The 18,024-nt window shown below is 45.7% G+C and carries 21 protein-coding genes and 1 riboswitch; of the genes, 6 read left to right on the top strand and 15 right to left on the bottom strand.

Annotated elements, in window-relative coordinates; genetic code table 11:
- Positions 1-503: 503 nt before the first annotated feature.
- The 3 genes from G9U52_RS37210 to G9U52_RS37220 form a co-directional block, all read right to left on the bottom strand.
- On the bottom strand, positions 504-1,277 hold the full coding sequence (locus G9U52_RS37210; RefSeq protein ID WP_166158005.1) for a thiazole synthase: 774 nt from the start codon (positions 1,275-1,277) through the stop codon (positions 504-506).
- A gap of 59 nt (positions 1,278-1,336) precedes the next feature.
- The gene (thiS, locus tag G9U52_RS37215) at positions 1,337-1,537 is read right to left on the bottom strand and encodes a sulfur carrier protein ThiS (protein WP_166158008.1); all 201 of its coding nucleotides are present in this window, start codon (positions 1,535-1,537) and stop codon (positions 1,337-1,339) included.
- 89 nt (positions 1,538-1,626) lie between these two features.
- Positions 1,627-1,760: riboswitch (TPP riboswitch) on the bottom strand.
- Positions 1,761-1,839: 79 nt separating this feature from the next.
- Entirely contained in the window at positions 1,840-2,709 is an 870-nt protein-coding gene (locus G9U52_RS37220) for a nucleotidyltransferase-like protein (protein ID WP_166158011.1), read from the bottom strand.
- A gap of 114 nt (positions 2,710-2,823) precedes the next feature.
- Between G9U52_RS37220 and G9U52_RS37225 the strand changes: the two genes are divergently transcribed.
- A complete protein-coding gene (locus G9U52_RS37225) occupies positions 2,824-3,165 on the top strand; it encodes a DUF2614 family zinc ribbon-containing protein (RefSeq protein ID WP_166158014.1) in 342 nt (113 codons plus the stop codon).
- Positions 3,166-3,313: 148 nt separating this feature from the next.
- Here G9U52_RS37225 and G9U52_RS37230 read toward each other — a convergent pair whose 3' ends face one another.
- The 8 genes from G9U52_RS37230 to G9U52_RS37265 all read right to left on the bottom strand — a co-directional run bounded on the left by G9U52_RS37230 (position 3,314) and on the right by G9U52_RS37265 (position 9,898).
- Positions 3,314-5,011 (bottom strand): glycosyl hydrolase family 18 protein, encoded by a 1,698-nt coding sequence (locus tag G9U52_RS37230; protein ID WP_243767786.1) that lies wholly within the window; start codon positions 5,009-5,011, stop codon positions 3,314-3,316.
- A 179-nt stretch (positions 5,012-5,190) separates the two neighbouring features.
- Positions 5,191-5,625, bottom strand: coding sequence for a Fur family transcriptional regulator (locus G9U52_RS37235; RefSeq protein ID WP_166158017.1), 435 nt, complete (start codon positions 5,623-5,625; stop codon positions 5,191-5,193).
- Between the two features lie 79 nt (positions 5,626-5,704).
- On the bottom strand, positions 5,705-5,962 hold the full coding sequence (locus G9U52_RS37240) for an S-layer homology domain-containing protein (protein WP_166158020.1): 258 nt from the start codon (positions 5,960-5,962) through the stop codon (positions 5,705-5,707).
- 99 nt (positions 5,963-6,061) lie between these two features.
- Positions 6,062-7,318 carry a DUF4097 family beta strand repeat-containing protein gene (locus G9U52_RS37245; RefSeq protein WP_166158023.1) on the bottom strand — a complete coding sequence of 419 codons (1,257 nt, stop codon included), beginning with the start codon at positions 7,316-7,318 and terminating at the stop codon, positions 6,062-6,064.
- 44 nt (positions 7,319-7,362) lie between these two features.
- On the bottom strand, positions 7,363-7,989 hold the full coding sequence (locus G9U52_RS37250) for a hypothetical protein (protein WP_166158026.1): 627 nt from the start codon (positions 7,987-7,989) through the stop codon (positions 7,363-7,365).
- A gap of 313 nt (positions 7,990-8,302) precedes the next feature.
- Positions 8,303-8,791 carry a zf-HC2 domain-containing protein gene (locus G9U52_RS37255; protein ID WP_166158029.1) on the bottom strand — a complete coding sequence of 163 codons (489 nt, stop codon included), beginning with the start codon at positions 8,789-8,791 and terminating at the stop codon, positions 8,303-8,305.
- Positions 8,742-9,344, bottom strand: coding sequence for an RNA polymerase sigma factor (locus tag G9U52_RS37260; protein WP_166158032.1), 603 nt, complete (start codon positions 9,342-9,344; stop codon positions 8,742-8,744). The genes G9U52_RS37255 and G9U52_RS37260 overlap by 50 nt, the downstream gene beginning before the upstream one ends.
- Before the next feature lie 101 nt (positions 9,345-9,445).
- A complete protein-coding gene (locus G9U52_RS37265) occupies positions 9,446-9,898 on the bottom strand; it encodes a GNAT family N-acetyltransferase (protein WP_166158035.1) in 453 nt (150 codons plus the stop codon).
- A 305-nt stretch (positions 9,899-10,203) separates the two neighbouring features.
- Here G9U52_RS37265 and chrS point away from each other — a divergent pair, with 305 nt between their 5' ends.
- The 3 genes from chrS to chrA are packed head-to-tail and all read left to right on the top strand — an operon-like array spanning position 10,204 to position 11,835.
- Positions 10,204-10,686 carry a chromate efflux transcriptional regulator ChrS gene (gene chrS / locus G9U52_RS37270; protein WP_166158038.1) on the top strand — a complete coding sequence of 161 codons (483 nt, stop codon included), beginning with the start codon at positions 10,204-10,206 and terminating at the stop codon, positions 10,684-10,686.
- Positions 10,687-10,705: 19 nt separating this feature from the next.
- A complete protein-coding gene (gene chrB, locus G9U52_RS37275; RefSeq protein WP_512699219.1) occupies positions 10,706-11,305 on the top strand; it encodes a chromate efflux transporter ChrB in 600 nt (199 codons plus the stop codon).
- A complete protein-coding gene (gene chrA, locus G9U52_RS37280; RefSeq protein WP_166158041.1) occupies positions 11,293-11,835 on the top strand; it encodes a chromate efflux transporter ChrA in 543 nt (180 codons plus the stop codon). Before chrB ends, chrA begins: the two co-directional genes overlap by 13 nt.
- Before the next feature lie 98 nt (positions 11,836-11,933).
- Here chrA and hxlR read toward each other — a convergent pair whose 3' ends face one another.
- Positions 11,934-12,314 carry a transcriptional activator HxlR gene (hxlR, locus tag G9U52_RS37285; RefSeq protein ID WP_166158044.1) on the bottom strand — a complete coding sequence of 127 codons (381 nt, stop codon included), beginning with the start codon at positions 12,312-12,314 and terminating at the stop codon, positions 11,934-11,936.
- A 203-nt stretch (positions 12,315-12,517) separates the two neighbouring features.
- On the opposite strand from hxlR, the gene hxlA reads away from it, so the two are divergent.
- Together hxlA and hxlB are read left to right on the top strand one after the other, a co-directional pair.
- The gene (hxlA, locus tag G9U52_RS37290; RefSeq protein WP_166158047.1) at positions 12,518-13,150 is read left to right on the top strand and encodes a 3-hexulose-6-phosphate synthase; all 633 of its coding nucleotides are present in this window, start codon (positions 12,518-12,520) and stop codon (positions 13,148-13,150) included.
- Between the two features lie 9 nt (positions 13,151-13,159).
- Positions 13,160-13,720 carry a 6-phospho-3-hexuloisomerase gene (hxlB, locus tag G9U52_RS37295; RefSeq protein ID WP_166158050.1) on the top strand — a complete coding sequence of 187 codons (561 nt, stop codon included), beginning with the start codon at positions 13,160-13,162 and terminating at the stop codon, positions 13,718-13,720.
- A gap of 213 nt (positions 13,721-13,933) precedes the next feature.
- Here hxlB and G9U52_RS37300 read toward each other — a convergent pair whose 3' ends face one another.
- The 3 genes from G9U52_RS37300 to gatA all read right to left on the bottom strand — a co-directional run bounded on the left by G9U52_RS37300 (position 13,934) and on the right by gatA (position 17,995).
- A complete protein-coding gene (locus G9U52_RS37300; protein WP_166158053.1) occupies positions 13,934-14,917 on the bottom strand; it encodes a Gfo/Idh/MocA family protein in 984 nt (327 codons plus the stop codon).
- A gap of 138 nt (positions 14,918-15,055) precedes the next feature.
- Positions 15,056-16,507 (bottom strand): Asp-tRNA(Asn)/Glu-tRNA(Gln) amidotransferase subunit GatB, encoded by a 1,452-nt coding sequence (gene gatB / locus G9U52_RS37305; protein WP_166158056.1) that lies wholly within the window; start codon positions 16,505-16,507, stop codon positions 15,056-15,058.
- A 30-nt stretch (positions 16,508-16,537) separates the two neighbouring features.
- Positions 16,538-17,995 (bottom strand): Asp-tRNA(Asn)/Glu-tRNA(Gln) amidotransferase subunit GatA, encoded by a 1,458-nt coding sequence (gatA, locus tag G9U52_RS37310; protein WP_166158059.1) that lies wholly within the window; start codon positions 17,993-17,995, stop codon positions 16,538-16,540.
- Positions 17,996-18,024 lie beyond the last annotated feature (29 nt).

An 18,024-nucleotide genomic window follows, 5' to 3' on the forward strand; every position in this document is an offset into this window, starting at 1 on the left:
TCGTCCTGAGCCAGGATCAAACTCTCCATTAAGGTAGAACTTGAGTTGCCTCATTCTTTACATCTGGCGAGAACTTGCATTCTCTATTTTTACTCACTCGTTGATTCAGTTTTCAAAGGACAATTCATGTTGTGAATTACTGTAAAAGCGTTTCGTCGTCTTTGCTTCAATTAAGTTAAGTTGATAATTTAATTTTAGCGGCGACTTTCTTAATATACCACACTAGCCTACTACTATGCAAGCATTATTTTTCTTTACTTGCGACGTCCTGACTTCGCAGGAGTTAATGTGATGCAACCGTTTTTAGCGGCGAGAAGTAATGTATCATATACTGAGATTATAAGTCAAGCAGTTTCTACAAAATAATAAAATTATCCGCTAAACTATCTTTCCTACAGGATAAAAAAAGAGCTATTTTGCACAATGACATAGAAAAGAGCATGGCATCCTAAGGTGAACCATACTCTAATCCTTAGAAATATTATGACAATATTTGATGCTAATTATTCAATCATTCCTTCATTCGGACTGCTGGCGGAGGCGTAACGCTTCTTCGCAATACGGCCTGCCAAAAAGCCCTTACGGCCTGCCATTACTGCCAACTTGAAGGCTTCCGCCATCAACACAGGATTAAGGGCACCGGCGACAGCAGTATTCAATAGTACGCCATCTGCACCAAGTTCCATTGCCAAAGCAGCATCGGCAGGTCCGCCAATTCCAGCATCGATAATTACCGGAACTTTGGCTTCCTCGATAATAAACCTAAGCATATTGGGATTAACAATTCCTTGACCAGAGCCGATAGGAGACGCTCCCGGCATTACTGCAGCAGCCCCTGCTTCTTGGAGCTTTCGCGCCAGAATCGGGTCATCAGACGTATAGGGCAGCACAATAAAGCCGAGGTCAACCAAAATCTTGGTTGCCTCTAATGTACCAATAGGATCCGGCAGCAATGTTCTAGGGTCGCCCAGCACCTCAACTTTGATCATGTCACATAAGCCCGTTGCTTTGGCTAGCTTAGCAATGCGAACAGCTTCTTCCACAGTAAATGCCCCTGCTGTGTTCGGCAATAATCTAAACTTCTTTAAATCAATTGTCTCCAAAAAATTAGGAGCCTCTGGATTGTCAATTGGAAGACGACGAATCGCAAAGGTTAATACATCCGCTTCCGAGGCTTCAACAGCCTGCCTTTGGATATCCAGATCAGCAAACTTTCCAGTTCCTAGGAGCAGACGGGAATTAAATGTATAAGGACCAATTTTCAATAAATCACTCATGGTTAATGCCTCCATATTTTATTCAGTTTTATTTACTTTTCCACTTAACAACATTTAACTTAACCGCCACCAACAAAATGGACAATTTCCAACTTATCGCCTTCATGTAACGGAGTCGTATTATATTCATTTCTTTCGACAATATCGCGATTGAGCTCAACAACCAAAATTTTTTGCTCAAGCTTAAAAAGCGTTAACAACTCAGCAACGGTGGAAAGCGACTCCAGTTCTCTTTCTTCTCCATTAATGATCAATTGCACGGCAAGCACCTGCCTTTCGGTATCAAATCAAACAAAAAAACCAACCGGAAAGGTTGGTTGACTTCGTATTGGCAACAGCATTTCAGTAGCCTTACGCACGTCCACTTCCCTACGCTGGTATCATCCAGAAGCATGCTCACGCATACCGTATCAGGTTCCAAGGGTCAAGGAACAATGCTTCCTTATCTCAGCCTCACCGTCAGAGGCTCCCCCAGTGGGTATTCAATTACACAGATTATAGCAGAAAAAACACCATTTGTCGCTTCATTATGAAGCTACTGAAAGAATTATTTGGTTAACCTTTAGACATGCGTATAACGGATCTCTAACAAAGTGACTTCCTCATCCACCGTGTAGATGATTTCTTTGGCCAGCAGCTTTTTCACCAGCTTGTTCAACAATAATGGGAGCTCTAGCTTAATATCCGTAAGCGCCTCGGACAGTTGAAGCTCCTGCAGGCTCCAAGCCTCCTCGCGGCTCGCCAATAGGTCCAGCACCCTTTTACAGCACCGCTCCATCTTAGACATAACCGAAAACTCACAAGCAAGAAGCACTAATTGCACTCTTTGCTTGACGGTTTCCTTGCTCATCGTAAGCTCCTCATAAAGCTTGTAAATACCAGGATTAATGACTTTGACTTGCCGCCAAACTGTTACCTCTGGGTGAATGCCTGCTTCAATAATGACGATCCTTGCCCAATGATGGAGCGCTTCCAGAATATTATTGTAAGCATCCAACGTATGGTCTTCTAATATATATTCCTTACTTTGCAGGTATCTTCTCAAAAATTTCGAAAATTCAATCAATAATTTATGCTCGCGCAATTCTGCTGGAAATTCCAGCGTACGATGCCGCAACGTTTCCAAATACAGGTGTTGATCCAGAAGAATCTCTCCCTTTAAGATCCAGAAGATCAAATTGCGATGCTCTCCATGTAAAACAAAATAATCTAATGTTGCCGGACTGATCCATCGTTCTTGTATACGGCTGTCGTCTTTTATATAATGATATTGTCGGTCAGTTTTCAGGACATCATTTGAAATGACAAGCAGAAGAAGATCAAACCCATCAGTAACTGCTGAAAATATAGACGGATTGTCTACAGCCAGCAAGCTGATTACTGATTTATCTTCTCGGAGCCTGGCAACCAGCTGTTCCTTTACGGCTTTCATCGCTGCAGCCTCCTATAAGGTATCATGATACAACTTATTTCTACAAAAGTAGGCGGTTTCCTGCATGGGTTAGCTGACAATTTTCACAATTTATCTGAGGAAGAAGTGGGTTCAATGAAATTCAAATCAAGTAAAGTCAATGAGTTCCGGTTGTGGGGCTTATTGTTAACAATGGGTGGCATGCTGCTGATGATTATCGGGTTAGCAGGAATCGTCTTTGGCTGGGGAACTGCAGGCAAAATTATGGCCGGTGTGTTCATGGTTATTGGGGCAATCGCAATGCTCGCTAGTATGGGCGTCTATTTCTGGGCAGGCATGATGTCTACAAGTGCAACAGTAATTGAATGCCCGGAATGCGGCAAGCCAACGAAATTGCTGGGCAAGACCGACCGTTGTATGTTTTGTAAAACGATCCTATCCTTGGATCCTAAGCATGATCCTCAAGCAAATGCCTAAGCTGGGCTAGCAGATAATGAGAATATCGGTTACCGCCTTCATAACATTAAAAACCCGGACTTTTCGTGCCCAATGGACATCCCTGTGCTTTAGAAGGGAAATGACCCATATTGGCAGAAAAAACCGGGTTTTCTTTTGACTAATCTTGTTAGTCTTTTAAGGTGTTGTTAATAAGGCTCCAAATCGGTGGGAGCTCGTACCCTCGTCGCCAAGATGCGATTCCGGCTAAGTCATACTTGTTCACTAATTCTACACGTGCTTTCATCGAGACTTCGTCTTCCATCCAAATCCGATTTAGCTTGCCTGCTTCTGTGTATTCCACATAATTTTGCCCAGCCTCTGGCAGAAACTTAGGGGTTAAATTTTTCTCTCTAATGATTCTTTCCTGCGCTTCCATAAACACAGACTTGGAGGAGACCTTCGTTTTGCCATTCACTTGCTCTTCCGTCCAGATCCGCGTATAAAAAGGGACGCCCAGAATAAGCTTTGATGCGGGAATCTTATCTTCACTCATCATTCTGGTTAAGCTCTTTTCTACCCATGGCAAGGAAGCTACCGACCCTGAATTCGGACTGGCCGCCCAAAACTCATCATAGGCCATGAGCATCATGTAATCGAGCGATTCGATTAAAGCCTTGCGGTCATAAAACATCGACCAGTTCTCATTAGTCGATTTGGGCGTTACATCCATCGAAACAATAAGCCCTTGCTCATGCATAAGCGGAACCATTTCACGGACAAACTGCACCAATTCTTCCTTATCGGACAGGTTTACATTTTCAAAATCGATATTGATACCCTGAAGTGAATATAATTGGGCATAGCTTAATAATTGTTTGATCATTTTCATCCTTGTGTCGTAAGTAGCTAAAGCCTCCGTAGTTTTCTTAGGATCGAAGTCATTACTAAACAACCCCCACACATGGATATTCTGGCTTTGTGCCCATTTGACATAGACTGGATCTCCAATATTTTTAAGGTTGCCTTTGCCATCCTCCAGCGAAAACCAGGTTGGACTGACGACATTCAAGCCGGGCATCGGCGGAAACTTGGTCGTATCGGGATTTTTGTTAAACACTTGCTCCCATGATAAATTAATTTTTCCGGTAATTGGCTTGGCAGGAACAAAGCCAGGCTGCTGCCCTAACTTAGGCAATGTTTCTTGGCGATCCGCCTGCAGATGCTCTTTCCTCACATATCCCATATACCCATTAGTTTGCTGTACTAAAGACCATTCCGGATTATCATCCGGCCATACCATAACCGCTTCTCCTTGCTGCAGGTCTGCATAAATGGGCGATTTAATCGCTGGCGCTTTACGCATAGCAATTGTTTTGGAAGGCTTATCGGGATAGGCTATTGCCTTGCTCCACTGAAGAACATCCCCCTCTTTAACCAAGATGACGGCACCTGTTTGGGGTGATTCGCGTAATTCAATAGAATAGAGAGATTTGATTGGCTCCATCGGTAAATAAAGGGTCCCGTCCGTTTTGACGAGTGGAAATTTTAATGTAAATGGCTTCTCATTTAGCATCGCAGTCAATTGACTGGTACGCATCCGAATGACTTTGTCCTGTGTCGTAATAATTACCGATTCGCTTGCTGCTTCTTGATGAATGCTGGGGTCAATTAATTCCTTAACGGTTTCAAAGGGTAGCTTGAGGCTTTCTGCCTTGCCTGTGGCAGGCTTCTCTAGCATCTTGCCTTGGTAAAAGATCGGCTTTTCTAAGCCGGCAAAGGTAGGCTCCTCATGCTTGTTCGTAGGAACAAATTTAGCCCAATAAAAACCAAATCCAGCTCCAAGAATAGCAGCAATCACTACCAAAAGGAGTAAAAATATACGCATTTTCTTTGATTTCCTTGGCCTCATATAGCCGTTTGAATAATCGGATTCCATCGTTTCACTCCCATAATGATGACGATATGCATAACAAAAAGGACGCGTCCGAGGCTCTTGTCCAGCAAGGCTCCTCGGTCACGTCCATTATACCGCATATACGGCTATTCGTCTTGTAGTCGTCGTCCTTATGATTGGCGGACTACTACACATTGTGTGCATAATCCGTAAACTTCGACGCGATGGCTTTTAATTAAAAAGCCTGTTTCGATGCCGGCAGTTATTTCCAAATCGTTAAGCGGTTTATAAGCAAAGTCAACCAGCTTGCCACAATTCTCACAAAGAGCATGATAATGGTCCGACATATCCGCATCAAACCGACTGGAGTGGTCTCCATATGTCATTTCTCGAACAAGTCCCAGCTCTATATACACCTTTAAATTGTTATACACTGTGGCAACACTCATACTGGGATACTGCGGAGCCAACGCCTTGTAAATCTCATCGGCCGTAGGATGCGTCATCGTATTCAGTAAAAAAGCGAGAATCGCATGTCTTTGTGGGGTCATGCGAACGCCAGTTGCTTTAAGCTTTGTTAACGCCTGCTCCATTCGTGAATCCATGCTGTCTCACCACCTAAAATTCGATAAACGTTATCGATTCATTTTACGCGGCATTACTTCATTTTGTCAATCTACAGCGCTAATTTCGCCCGATTAATCCAGCTTTAATCAAGACTCTATACATCAGGGCAGCCATCTCAGCCCTTGTCGCCTTGCTATGAGGCTGCAGCTCTTGTCCATTGCCTTCGGCAATACCTTTAAGCGCCGCTGAGGAAGCAGCCTGCTTGGCCCAAACAGCCACTTCACTACGGTCTGCGAACGGAAGGAGTGCATCTTCCTCTTGAGCCCCACTCAGCGACGTAGGCAGGCCTGCCAGCTTCATTGCCCGGCTCAGCATGACTTCTAAAATAAAAAAAAGAGCCTGAGCCTATAGGTCATTTTGTAATAAAATGTATTACAAAGCTACTATGAAGCTGGTCTCTTTATTAAGCTGTACCTAGCTGGCAGCCTTTATCGTAAGGGATCCTCGCGTCTCTAGTTTAATTTGATTTTTGCCGTTGCCGATCGTGCCTTCTATGTTGTCTTTACGAATTTGCAGCGGCAACGAATTCTGGACATGTCCGTTATTAGTGTCTCCTTTGACCTTATAGTCCCCTGAAGCAGGAAGCGTCAGATTCATATCGCCGTGGTTGGTTTTTAGCTCCCAATCTCCATTAACCGTGTGGCTGGCCACTTCGATGGTTCCATTGGTTGTTTCCACCTTGAGCGCTCGCTGTGCTTCTGCAATAGTAATGTCGCCATTCGTTGTCTCAGCAGTGATTACTCCTGTAACTCCAGTTACTTTAAGCTCGCCGTTCGTCGATTCCAGCTGAGCGTCACCTTGATGGTCGCCTACTTCTATGGAACCATTCGTCGTTTCCAATTTCAACCTGCCTTTAGTTTTCATCGTGGTGACTCGGGCATTGGTTGATTCCAGTTCGATATCGGCTTCAATCCCATTTAACTGGATTTCTCCATTAGTCGTATTCACTTTGAATGACCGCTTAAGCACAAGCTGTTCTGCCTTCAATCGACCATTGGTCAATTCGATATCCATACTAGCTTGTAGTTGGGCAGGAACCGTGATCACCACATCGATTTGCGGGCGTCTTGTCGACCAAAACCCGCTTCCATACTCCTTGCCTTCAGCGATCAATTTAAGCGTTTGCCCATTCATGCTTTGTTTGACCTGAGATTCATTAGCCACTTTAGCTGATTCCTGCTCATCGTCCAAAGCCACATAAACGGTCGTTTCAATTTGCACTTGGCTGTTGCTGCCCGATTGGATCGTTACATTCCCATTAGTCTGATTATTCAAGGAAATACGTTCAAGACCAGGTGCAAGCGGTATGAGAACGATCTCCTTTTGAAATTTCTTCCCTTCGCCTTCCGTGAACGGGCCACCAAACGATTGCCCAAAACTCATCGAACCGAACCAATTTTGAAAGGACGCAGTTGTGTGGGTACTGCCGATAACAACTGCGGAAATTAATACTGCAAAAATAACACCACCAAGATCAAGCCGCAATTGCTTATCGCTTTCTCCATATTTCATGTTCAACAAAATGTACTCAAGACCCAGAGAGATGAACAATACTGGCCACCACTCCATCAAAAGCGCAGTCAAACTTGTGTTAAGATACCTATCCATGATTACCGCTGCACCAACCGCTATCAATAAGAGCGCGGCCGTAAAACGACCTGCTTTACGCATGGTTAAAACCTCCCTAATTACCACATATGATCGCTGGTTGTTGATTATTTTTTTGTAGACTCTTTAACAAACATGTATATTCCCATCACAATTAAAATAATGGCTCCAATTGATGAGCCCAAGGCGTCAAAAATTCGGCTTAGCCAATCAGGCTTGCTGCTGACAAGAAACAAAAATATACCGCCAATCACCAATAAATAACCTAATGAGCTGCCTTTGGAAAGCTTTTTCAAGGGCTGCTTGAGCCCTTCACCCATTTCGCCCAATGGGTCCGTGTATAAGCCGTGCCATTGTCCATTCACCTTGTCCGTTTGCTGCAGCGCATCAAAAATATTATAAAAATATATGACCGGCAAAAACAGCGAAAACAGGACAATTAAAGGAATACTGGTGCTTGGGCTTGTTGAAAAGAATACGATTGCAAAAATATTCAAAATCAACAGCAGCATCACCATCATGCCCCGCTGCATCAGTCCCAGATATAGCTGCCCCGTTCCGGGAATCAGCATTGAAAGCAGACAGGCCACCACTTTGCTTTTGTGCCGGCTATTCGCGAAGGGATCGAATGACGATTGCTGCTGGGTTGCATTCCAGCGCTCCATCCGCTCCTTTAGGAAAGCTTCTTCTTTGTCTTCTTCGGTAATGATAGGGTCTTTGCGATGTTCTTCCATGATAGGGGTGTCCTCCGTTCAAGTAAAGTGCGATCAATAGCCAGGAGTTATTGCGATGAATATAGTGCAGCTGCGCAGCCAGGAGTTAAAGTACGATGAATATAGCGCAGCTGCGCAGCCAGGGTGTTCCTCCGATTGCTGTTGTTCAAGGATATTTTTGATTAAATAAAACCTCAGTTGTAAAAATCCATGAACAAAGGCACCGCTTCCCTATCTCCAGAACACCCTGGCCACTCCGCTAGTTACTCATAGCACTTTTGGATATAGCTTAAAAGCTGGACTGCTAAGGGCTAAACTTCTAATGGCTAAACAGCTAAGAAATGAAATACATTGAAAACTTGTGGACAGCTTGGCCAAGCTCCACAAAACTAGTTTGAATTCCTGCTCCCCAATTTCCGGATCCGATTGCAATAATTTTGCCCAAGATGCCTGAGCTGATAAACAAATAGGTCGCTGCTGTAGCTATCAGCCCATTGACTAGCTCGGGGCACCAGATACGGCTCCGGGATGAGGTTCTTCTATGTTCGCTACTAGGTTGGATAGCGCCCGGTATGTGATCATCTTGTCGTTTTATTGTTGATTCCGTACGAATTACTTGCATAACCCGCTCCTCAAGCCCTGGCAACGGTGATAAAAGATTCATTTTGTTCAAAAGCTCTTCCAGATTGAGATACGTATGCAGACGGTTTCGACAGTCCGAGCAGGAATGGATATGCTGCTTTATTCTTTTATTTTCCAGCTCGGTGCAAGCTCTATTTAAGAATCGTTGAAGCTGCCGCTCGTTCGGATGTAGTTTGTTCAAGGTTACGTACCTCCTGCCATTTTTGTTTGAGCAGTGACTTGCCGCGGTAGAGGCGGGTTTCGATCGTTTTTAGGGGTAGCTGCGTGACATTGGAAATTTCCTGATAGGAAAGCTGCTTATAGTGGTACAAATAAATAATCAGTCTGTATTTGTCAGGTAATTCGGAAAGCAGGTGCTGAACCGTCTGCTGTTCCTCCTTCAGCAGGGCCACCGCCTCCGGTTCTTCCTGGCGATTACTGAGCCAACCTTTCATTTTATCCAAAATGGCTTCATACGGTCTTCGCCGCTGCGCCCTGCGATAATCCGTAACAATATTGGTGGTCAAGCGATATAACCATGTTGTAAATTTGGCATCCCCCCGATATTGAGCTAATGAGCGATAAAGCTTAATAAACACATCCTGCGTCAGATCTTCGGCGGTTTCACGATGAGAGACCATACGATAAATGAGCGTATAAATGTATGTTTTATGACGCTCAATAAGAAAGCGGTACGCTTCCTCATCTCCTTGACGGATTTGTTCAACTAGCTGTTCATCCGTCGATTGCTCCATCGTTTCACCGCCTTATACTTAATTCTAAATAATTAGACGCCTTATAAATGAGAATCCCTTCAAAAATAAATCATCCCAGTTCGGGAGGTCAAACCTGAGGGTCAAATCCTTTTGTAAAACACCGTCAAGGTAATCCCCGGCGAGATCTCCAAGACCTGGAAAGGCTCATAGCCAAACTTCCTGTACAAACGAAAAGCTGGTTCGTTGTTAGTTCCCGTCGATACTTTAATCGGAGTGCCCGGAAAAACCAGACCTTCTATAAAGGTGAGCAAGCGGCTTGCGATACCACGGCGAAAATATTCAGGATGCACCATCATACGGCAAATGGTTAGTTCCTTAGGGGCTTGCTTGATGGATATAGCTCCGGTTAAACGTTCACGATCATAACAGCCGAAAAATAGCTCACCGCTTTCTTTAAGCGAATGCGGAGAATCAAATAAAGGAGGAATATCCTTAAAACCGATCAATTGTGCTTCAATCCTGTAAGAGTGCTGCTGGAGCATGAGCAGTTCTAAAGCTTTGTGGTTATCGCTAAGGTCAATTTCACGTATCAAGAAGTCCCCTCCTAAGCACAAAGTGGATAGTTAATTAGCCACAGTATACAACAGCAATGACGCTTGTTCTACTAAATGGAACAAAACCTTATAAATAGCAGCAATCTCAGGAGTGCTGGAGCGTTTTAATAGAGAGATTCCAAACTCTATATCACCATCAATTCGAATGTAATCATAAAATTTTTATTGCAAAATGTATATTTATTAGGTATATTTTTACGTAATGAAGGTATTTAATGATTTTTTCTTTCTTATAGTTGAAAATAATATGAAGAAAAAAATGCTTTTTCCGGAGGATCGTAGTTATGAATTCAAAAATGATTTTGGAGGGTACCTTTTCCAATATTGATGAGATTGACCGTAAAATCATTGCGATTTTGCAGAAAAACGGAAGGGCCTCCTATACAGATATCGCCAAAGAGGTTGATCTGTCCAGAGTGGGTGTGCAGGCTCGTATCAATGCCCTGATGGAAAATGGAACGATCGAGAAAATTACTGCGGTAATCAATCCTGAGAAGATTGGCATAACCGTGTCCGCTTTTTTCAATGTGGAGGTTGAACCCAAGCATTTGATGGAAGCCGCAGACCGCTTGGCTGACGAACCCGAGGTTAGCAGCCTCTACCATATGACCGGGCCCAGCAAGCTCCATATGCATGGATTATTTGCGAGTAACAGGGAAATGGAATTATTTTTGCAGGAGAAGCTTTATGTGCTGCCGGGTATTACCAGCGTGGACTGCCAGGTGCTGATTAAACGATACAAAAGCCGCATGGGTATGAGGCTATGAGAGAGGATGAACGGTTACTGTGAGCAGCTATAAAGATATTACGATCGCAATGTTTAGAACGGGTATGCTCGGTTATGGGGGCGGGCCCGCTACAGTTCCGCTGATTCGTTACGAAGCGGTTACCCGCTATAAATGGATGCAGGATGATGAATTCGGGGAGATTCTAGCTATTGCCAATGCACTTCCGGGACCAATTGCTACCAAACTGGCCGCCTATCTCGGCTACCGTCAAAAAGGGGCACTGGGAGCCTGCGTTTCCGTGCTCGCCCATATTGTCCCTACCTGTGTCGGTATGGTCGCTTTGTTATCCATCATCACCGCTCTTAGCTCATCTAAGATCATCGCTGGAATGATTGGAGCCGTAACGCCCGTCGTTGCCGTCATGCTGGGAATGATGGCTTATGAATTTGGCGAGAAGGCCGTTAAAGGCCTAGGAAAAATTCTTGGTGTATTATTATTCGCGGTTTCTTTCTTGATGCTTGAGGTTATTGAACTACATTCCGCTATCGTTATTGGCCTTTTTCTAGCTTATGGAGCCTTTCACTTTCGGACGCTATTACACTTTCAGAAGCAAAAAGTGAAAGCTAGAGGAGGGAAGGATACACCATGGAGTGGTTAAAACTATTATGGGGGTTTTTTATATCAAATGCGCTTGGCTATGGGGGAGGTCCCTCGTCCATTCCTCTGATGTATGAGGAAATCGTCAATCATTACCATTGGTTAGACAATATCCAATTTTCCAATATGCTAGCTTTGGGCAACACGCTGCCGGGACCGATTGCTACCAAAATTGCGGCATTCGTCGGCTATCAGGCTGGCGGCTGGGTCGGCTTTGCAGTGAGCATTATTGCTACAGTTGTCCCTACGGCAGCAGCGTTGATTTGGCTGTTGAACATCATGCAAAAATATCGCAAATCGAATGCTGTCAAAGGGATGACCTTGCTGGTACAGCCGGTAATCGCGATCATGATGCTGGTCATGACCTGGCAGTTGAGCGTAAATTCTGTGCATGAGATTGGGATTTGGCAGTCGCTTGGGATTGCGGCGGTCGCTTACTTTTTTATGGTTAAGAAAAAGACCCATCCTGCTTTCGTCATCGTAGGTGCATTTGTTTATGGCGGCGTTTTTCTAGGGGTTTTGCAATTTTAGAGTATGATCAATAGAAAGGCAAGTCATTAAATAGGTAAAAGCCGTTCAAGCTTAAATCGCAAACTGCGAAGCTAGCTTTGAACGGCTTTTATTGGGTTCTATGATTGCTGTCTGGACAAAATCAATTCCTTGATTTCCACTTTGTCCGTAGCTACGGTTTCCATATAGTTTTTGCCCCAATCATACATCGATTCCAGAATCGGCATCAGACTTTGCCCCAGCTCTGTTAACGAATACTCCACCTTGGGTGGAACAACAGGGTAAACCTCACGGTGGACAATCAAATCGTCCTCGAGCTCCCGCAGCTGGCTAACAAGCATTCTTTGAGTGATGTCCGGGATCAGCGACTTTAATTCTCCGAATCGTTTGGTGCCCTCTTTGCCTAAATACCATAAAATCAGCATTTTCCATTTGCCGCCGATTACACTTAATGTCAATTCCTTTTCGCAGTTAAACGTTTTTTCCGAAAGATGTCCCATTCCCTATTTCCCCCCATCTTAATTCTAGTATGCCTTGCAGGCTATAACTCATCCATTTCTCTATTATACCGTACAGTATACTTTTAGGCACTATGTAAGATTAAAGTGCGTACTTACAAATAAATCAGGATGGCTGTATACTTAGCCTTATTGCTAAAGGTTACACGGTTACACAAAAACAAAAAATTGGGAGTGAATCATTTATGAAATTGCAATTAGCTTTGGATCTTGTCAATATTCCTGATGCCATTAAACTTGTTAAAGAGGTTGAGGCATTTATCGATATCGTTGAAATTGGTACACCAATTGTTATTAATGAAGGCCTGCACGCAGTAAAAGCCATCAAAGAAGCTTTCCCTAATCTGTTAGTATTGGCTGATTTGAAAATTATGGATGCTGGTGGTTACGAGGTTATGAAAGCCTCCGAGGCTGGTGCTAATATTATTACCGTTCTTGGAGCTAGCAGCGATGCAACGATTAAAGGTGCCGTCGAGGAAGCACGCAAGCATGGCAACAGCATCCTCGTGGATATGATCAACGTGCAGGATCTTGAGAAGCGTGCTATTGAAATTGATGCACTGGGCGTAGATTATATCTGCGTGCACACGGGTTACGACTCCCAAGCTGCTGGTCAAAGCCCTTTTGAAGAGCTTCGTACCGTAAAACGCGTTGTCAAAAATGCAAAAACAGCGGTTGCTGGCGGCATCAAATTAAGCACACTTCCAGAAGTAATCCAGGCTAAGCCGGATTTGATCATTATTGGCGGCGGCATTACTAGCCAGGATGATAAAGCTGGTGTAGCTGCCGAAATCAGACAGCTAATCAACCAAGGTTAAGGCTAAGCTATGAAAACAACAGCAGAATATGCGACTGAAATCTTGCAGGAGCTACAACGCACGGTGAAGCTTATTTCTGGTGAAGGCAGTGATAGCTTGGTTGATGCCATAGGGGAAGCTCGACATATTTTCCTTGCTGGCGCAGGCCGGTCAGGTTTAATGGCGAAAGCATTCGCCATGCGCTTGATGCATCTCGGGTTAAATGTCCACGTTGTAGGCGAGACGGTAACACCAGGCCTTGGCAAAGAGGATCTGCTTATTATTTGCTCCGGCTCTGGAGAAACCAAAAGCCTAGTATCCATGGCGGAAAAAGCAAAAAGCTTGGAAGCAGCCGTTGCGCTGATCACGATCTACCCTAATTCGACCATTGGTCAATTAAGTAGAATAGCTATTACATTGCCTGGGGCACCCAAGGATAAATCGACAAGCGACTATTCCACGATCCAACCGATGGGCTCGTTGTTTGAGCAAACCTTGTTATTGTTTCTCGACGCGGTCATTTTAAGCTTGATGGAGAAGCAGGGACTGGACTCCAGCACGATGTATGGCAGCCATGCCAATCTCGAGTAATAGAGCGTAGGCGAGGACAAGCGTATGGGGTTCCAGCAGCGAGGACAGGACTTCAACAGACGGTCCTAAACCTTTCAGCCCCATACGCCTGGCCTCTTTACCTATCACCAGACTCCGCGAATAGACGCAAATCTGGCATACAAAAAAGCCTTGATTCCACTAAAAGTGGGATCAAGGCTTTTTTATGGCTTCATGGCAAGCTTTGCAATGGTTCTATTGGTCGGCCGGGAATACAAGTCCTATCTGCCTTCTCGCCTCGTCCATGATTTCCATTGCCCAGATTGAATGGCGATGGGAATTCACTGTGGATTCCCGCTCGCCGCGGTGCAGCAAATCGATAAACTCCTGGATCTCGTAGCACATCGTCTCTGCGGTTTGCGGCTTCTTAATATCCATTACTTCGCCATTACGATAACGAATTTCCGCCTGATTTGGCTTGTCGATTTTATCGATCACCAGCGTCCCGTTCTCGCCCTGTATTTCGGTCGGCAGGTAGGACGGGCTAATTTTGGAATGGGTAATTACCGCATCCATATCCGCATAGCCCAGGATCAGGCTGCCTTGTCCGTCGACGCCCGAATCCAGCAGCAGGCCAGTCGCCTGAATGCTCAACGGCTTGCCGAAGAGGACAACCATTGGATAGATGCAATAGATGCCTAAATCCATTAATGAGCCGTTCGAGAATATAGGATTAAACGCATTAAGCACAGTCCCCTGCTTATACGCATCATAGCGCGAGGAATATTGGCAATAGCTTGCCGCGTAACGACGGACCGGTCCAATCAAAGGCAGGTGCTCACGAATGGCTGCAAAATTAGGCAGCAATGTCGATTTTAATGCTTCCATCAAAAGCACATTACGGGTGTGCGCCGCGGCCACCATCGCATTGACTTCATTCACGTTAGAGGCGAGTGGCTTCTCGCACAAAACATGCTTGCCATGATCCATGAACAGGATCGCCTGGCTGGCATGATAAGAATTGGGGCTGGCGATATACACTGCGTCTATGCTATCGCTTTTCGCCATGCTTTCCAAATCTGTAAACAGCTCTGGAATGGCGAACCTAGCAGCAAACTCCTGCGCCCTCTCCTCCGTGCGCGAATAAACCGCACTTAAGACAAAGCCTTCACATGTGCGTCCCGCTTCAATAAATTGCTCGGTAATACGGTTCGTTCCAATGATACCAAAACGGATCATAGCGCTAACTCCTATCCTATTCCCATAGCTACCCACTATCCAATGCTAGCTAATACACCTACTAGCTACATACTACCTACCTAATACTAGCTACATACTAACTAGTTCCAGAAAACCTTTGCTGCCGCTTACTTAGAATTACTCAGAAGCCTGCAAGCAATCTATAATCAGCTTGTTCACAAGTCCCGGATTCGCTTTGCCTTTGGTTTCTTTCATAACTTGTCCTACTAGGAAGCCAACCGCCTTATCCTTGCCTGCCTTAAAGTCGGCTACCGATTGCGGATTGCCCGCAACCACCTTCTCGACTACAGCTTTAATTGCACCCTCGTCGCTGATCTGGACAAGACCTTGCTCCTCGACGATTTGCCCTGGAGCTTTGCCAGTTTCGAGCATCGCCTTGAATACGGTTTTGGCGATTTTGCTGCTGATCGTGCCTTTTTCCAGCAACAGGATCATTTCGCCTAGACCCTTACCCGTAATCGGAAGCTGCTCAAGCTCCTGGTTATTCGCGTTCAAATAACCAAGCAGGTCGCCCATGATCCAGTTAGAAACGGCTTTGGCATCCTTCGTATACTTCAAGCTTTCTTCAAAGAAATCAGCCAGCTTGATCGAGGAGGTAATAACCTCCGCATCATAGCTTGGTAAGCTGTACTCACTGACGTAACGAGACTTACGTGCATCGGGAAGCTCAGGAATCGAGTCGCGTACGCGAGCCTTCCAGTCCTCGTCAATATAGATCCGTACTAAATCCGGATCGGGGAAATACCGGTAGTCATGCGCCTCTTCCTTGCTGCGCATCATGATCGTTTTGCCCTGTGCCTCATCCCAGCGGCGCGTTTCCTGGACAACTTTGCCGCCACTGTTCAACAATTCGGCTTGGCGCCATTCTTCATATTCCAAGCCCTTTTGCACACCGCGGAACGAGTTCATGTTTTTAAGCTCGGCGCGGATACCAAATTCGGCTTGCTCGTAAGGGCGGATACTGACATTGGCATCGCAGCGCAGCGAGCCTTCCTCCATCTTCACGTCAGACACGTCACAATATTGCATAATCGCTTTCAGCTTTTCCAAATAAGCACGTGCTTCCTCTGGGGAACGCAGATCGGGCTCTGATACGATCTCGATTAATGGTGTGCCTACGCGGTTAAAGTCAGCAAGCGTTGTAAAGCCGCCGTCTACATGGGTTAGCTTGCCCGCATCTTCTTCGAGATGGACACGTGTAACGCCAATTCGTTTGGTTTGTCCGGCTACCTCGATCTCAATCCAGCCATGCTCGCCAATCGGTTTATCATATTGGGAAATCTGGTACGCCTTGGGCGAATCCGGATAAAAGTAGTTTTTGCGGTCAAACTTACTATCCGTAGCAATCACACAATTCAACGCAATCGCAGCTTTCATCGCGTACTCAACGGCTTGTTTATTTAATACCGGCAGCACGCCTGGGTAACCAAGGCAAACTGGGCAGGTATGGGTATTCGGCGGCGCTCCAAAGGCGGTTGAGCATCCGCAAAAGATTTTGGACTTGGTATGTAGCTCAACATGGACTTCCAGCCCAATGACCGTTTCGTATTTCGTTTCTGTCGCTGACATGCAGGTGTGCTCTCCTTTCATTCTAAAGGGTTACAGCTGTGGGCGCTGCTTATGGAAATCGGTGTTCTGCTCAAAGGCATGAGCCACCCGTAAAATGGTTGCTTCACTTAGTGGTTTGCCGATCATTTGCAAGCCGATCGGCAAGCCATCGGCAAATCCGCATGGAATACTAATCGCTGGAACACCAGCTAGGTTAACTGGAATGGTTAAAATATCGTTCAAATACATCGTCAACGGATCATCCACCAGCGCGCCTACCTTAAATGCAGTTGTAGGTGCAGTTGGTCCAATCACGATATCGTAGCTTTCAAATACTTTATCAAAATCCTGCTTGATCAACGTACGCACCTTCTGAGCCTTCAAATAATAGGCATCGTAATAGCCGGAGCTAAGCGCGTAGGTGCCCAGCATAATGCGGCGCTTAACCTCAGCGCCGAATCCCTCGCTGCGCGACCTGTGGTACAGGTCCAGCAGGTTGGCCGGATTCTCGGCGCGTACGCCATAACGTACGCCGTCGAAGCGTGCCAGGTTGGAAGACGCCTCTGAGGACGCCAGCAGGTAGTAGGCCGCTACTGCATATTCCGTATGCGGCAGCGATACTTCTTCGACTACAGCGCCTAAGCTCTCCAGCAGTTTAAGCGCGGAGAGGACCGATTCACGGACAGCCGGATCTATGCCCTCTCCCATGTATTCCTTGGGCAACGCGATCCGCAGGCCTTTGATATCACCGGTTAAGGCGCTGATATAGTCAGGAATATCAACCTCTGCAGAGGTTGAATCCTTGGGATCATGACCAGCTATAGCTTGTAGCAAATAGGCGCTGTCTTCGACGTTTTTGGTCAAAGGGCCGATTTGGTCCAATGATGAAGCGAACGCAACCAGACCAAAACGGGATACAAGACCATAGGTTGGCTTTAATCCGACAATGCCGCAGTAAGCTGCCGGCTGACGAATCGAACCGCCTGTATCAGAGCCTAGCGAAAAGTAAACCTCGCCTGCAGCCACAGCCGCTGCAGAGCCGCCGCTGGAACCCCCTGGCACATATTCCGTATTCCACGGGTTATAAGTAGGGTGAAAGCTGGAGTTCTCATTGGAGCCCCCCATCGCAAACTCGTCCATATTCAGCTTGCCGATGGAAACGGCTTGAGCTTCTTTAAGCTTCGTTACAACTGTAGCGTCATATACGGGGTTGAAATTGCGCAAAAACTGGCTTGCGCATGTAGTGATTACGCCCTCGGTAACAATGTTATCCTTAATGCCAATCGGCAAGCCGAATAGCAGACCACGGGTATCCTTGTTCCCAAGCTGCACATCCTGCGCAGCCGCCGTAGCACGTGCATTTTCCTCATCTAAGGTTAGGAAAGCCCGGACCTTTCCGTCTACCTCGCCAATCCTCTTATAGGATTCATTGACCAGGTCTGTTACTGTGATTTGTTTAGCCTGCAATTGGGTGTGTAACTCTTGTAGTGTAAGATTAAATAAAGACAAAACCGCGTCCTCCTTCTGCTCGTATCCCT

It is taken from the genome of Paenibacillus agricola (assembly GCF_011440305.1).
GTDB lineage: Bacteria > Bacillota > Bacilli > Paenibacillales > NBRC-103111 > Paenibacillus_S > Paenibacillus_S agricola.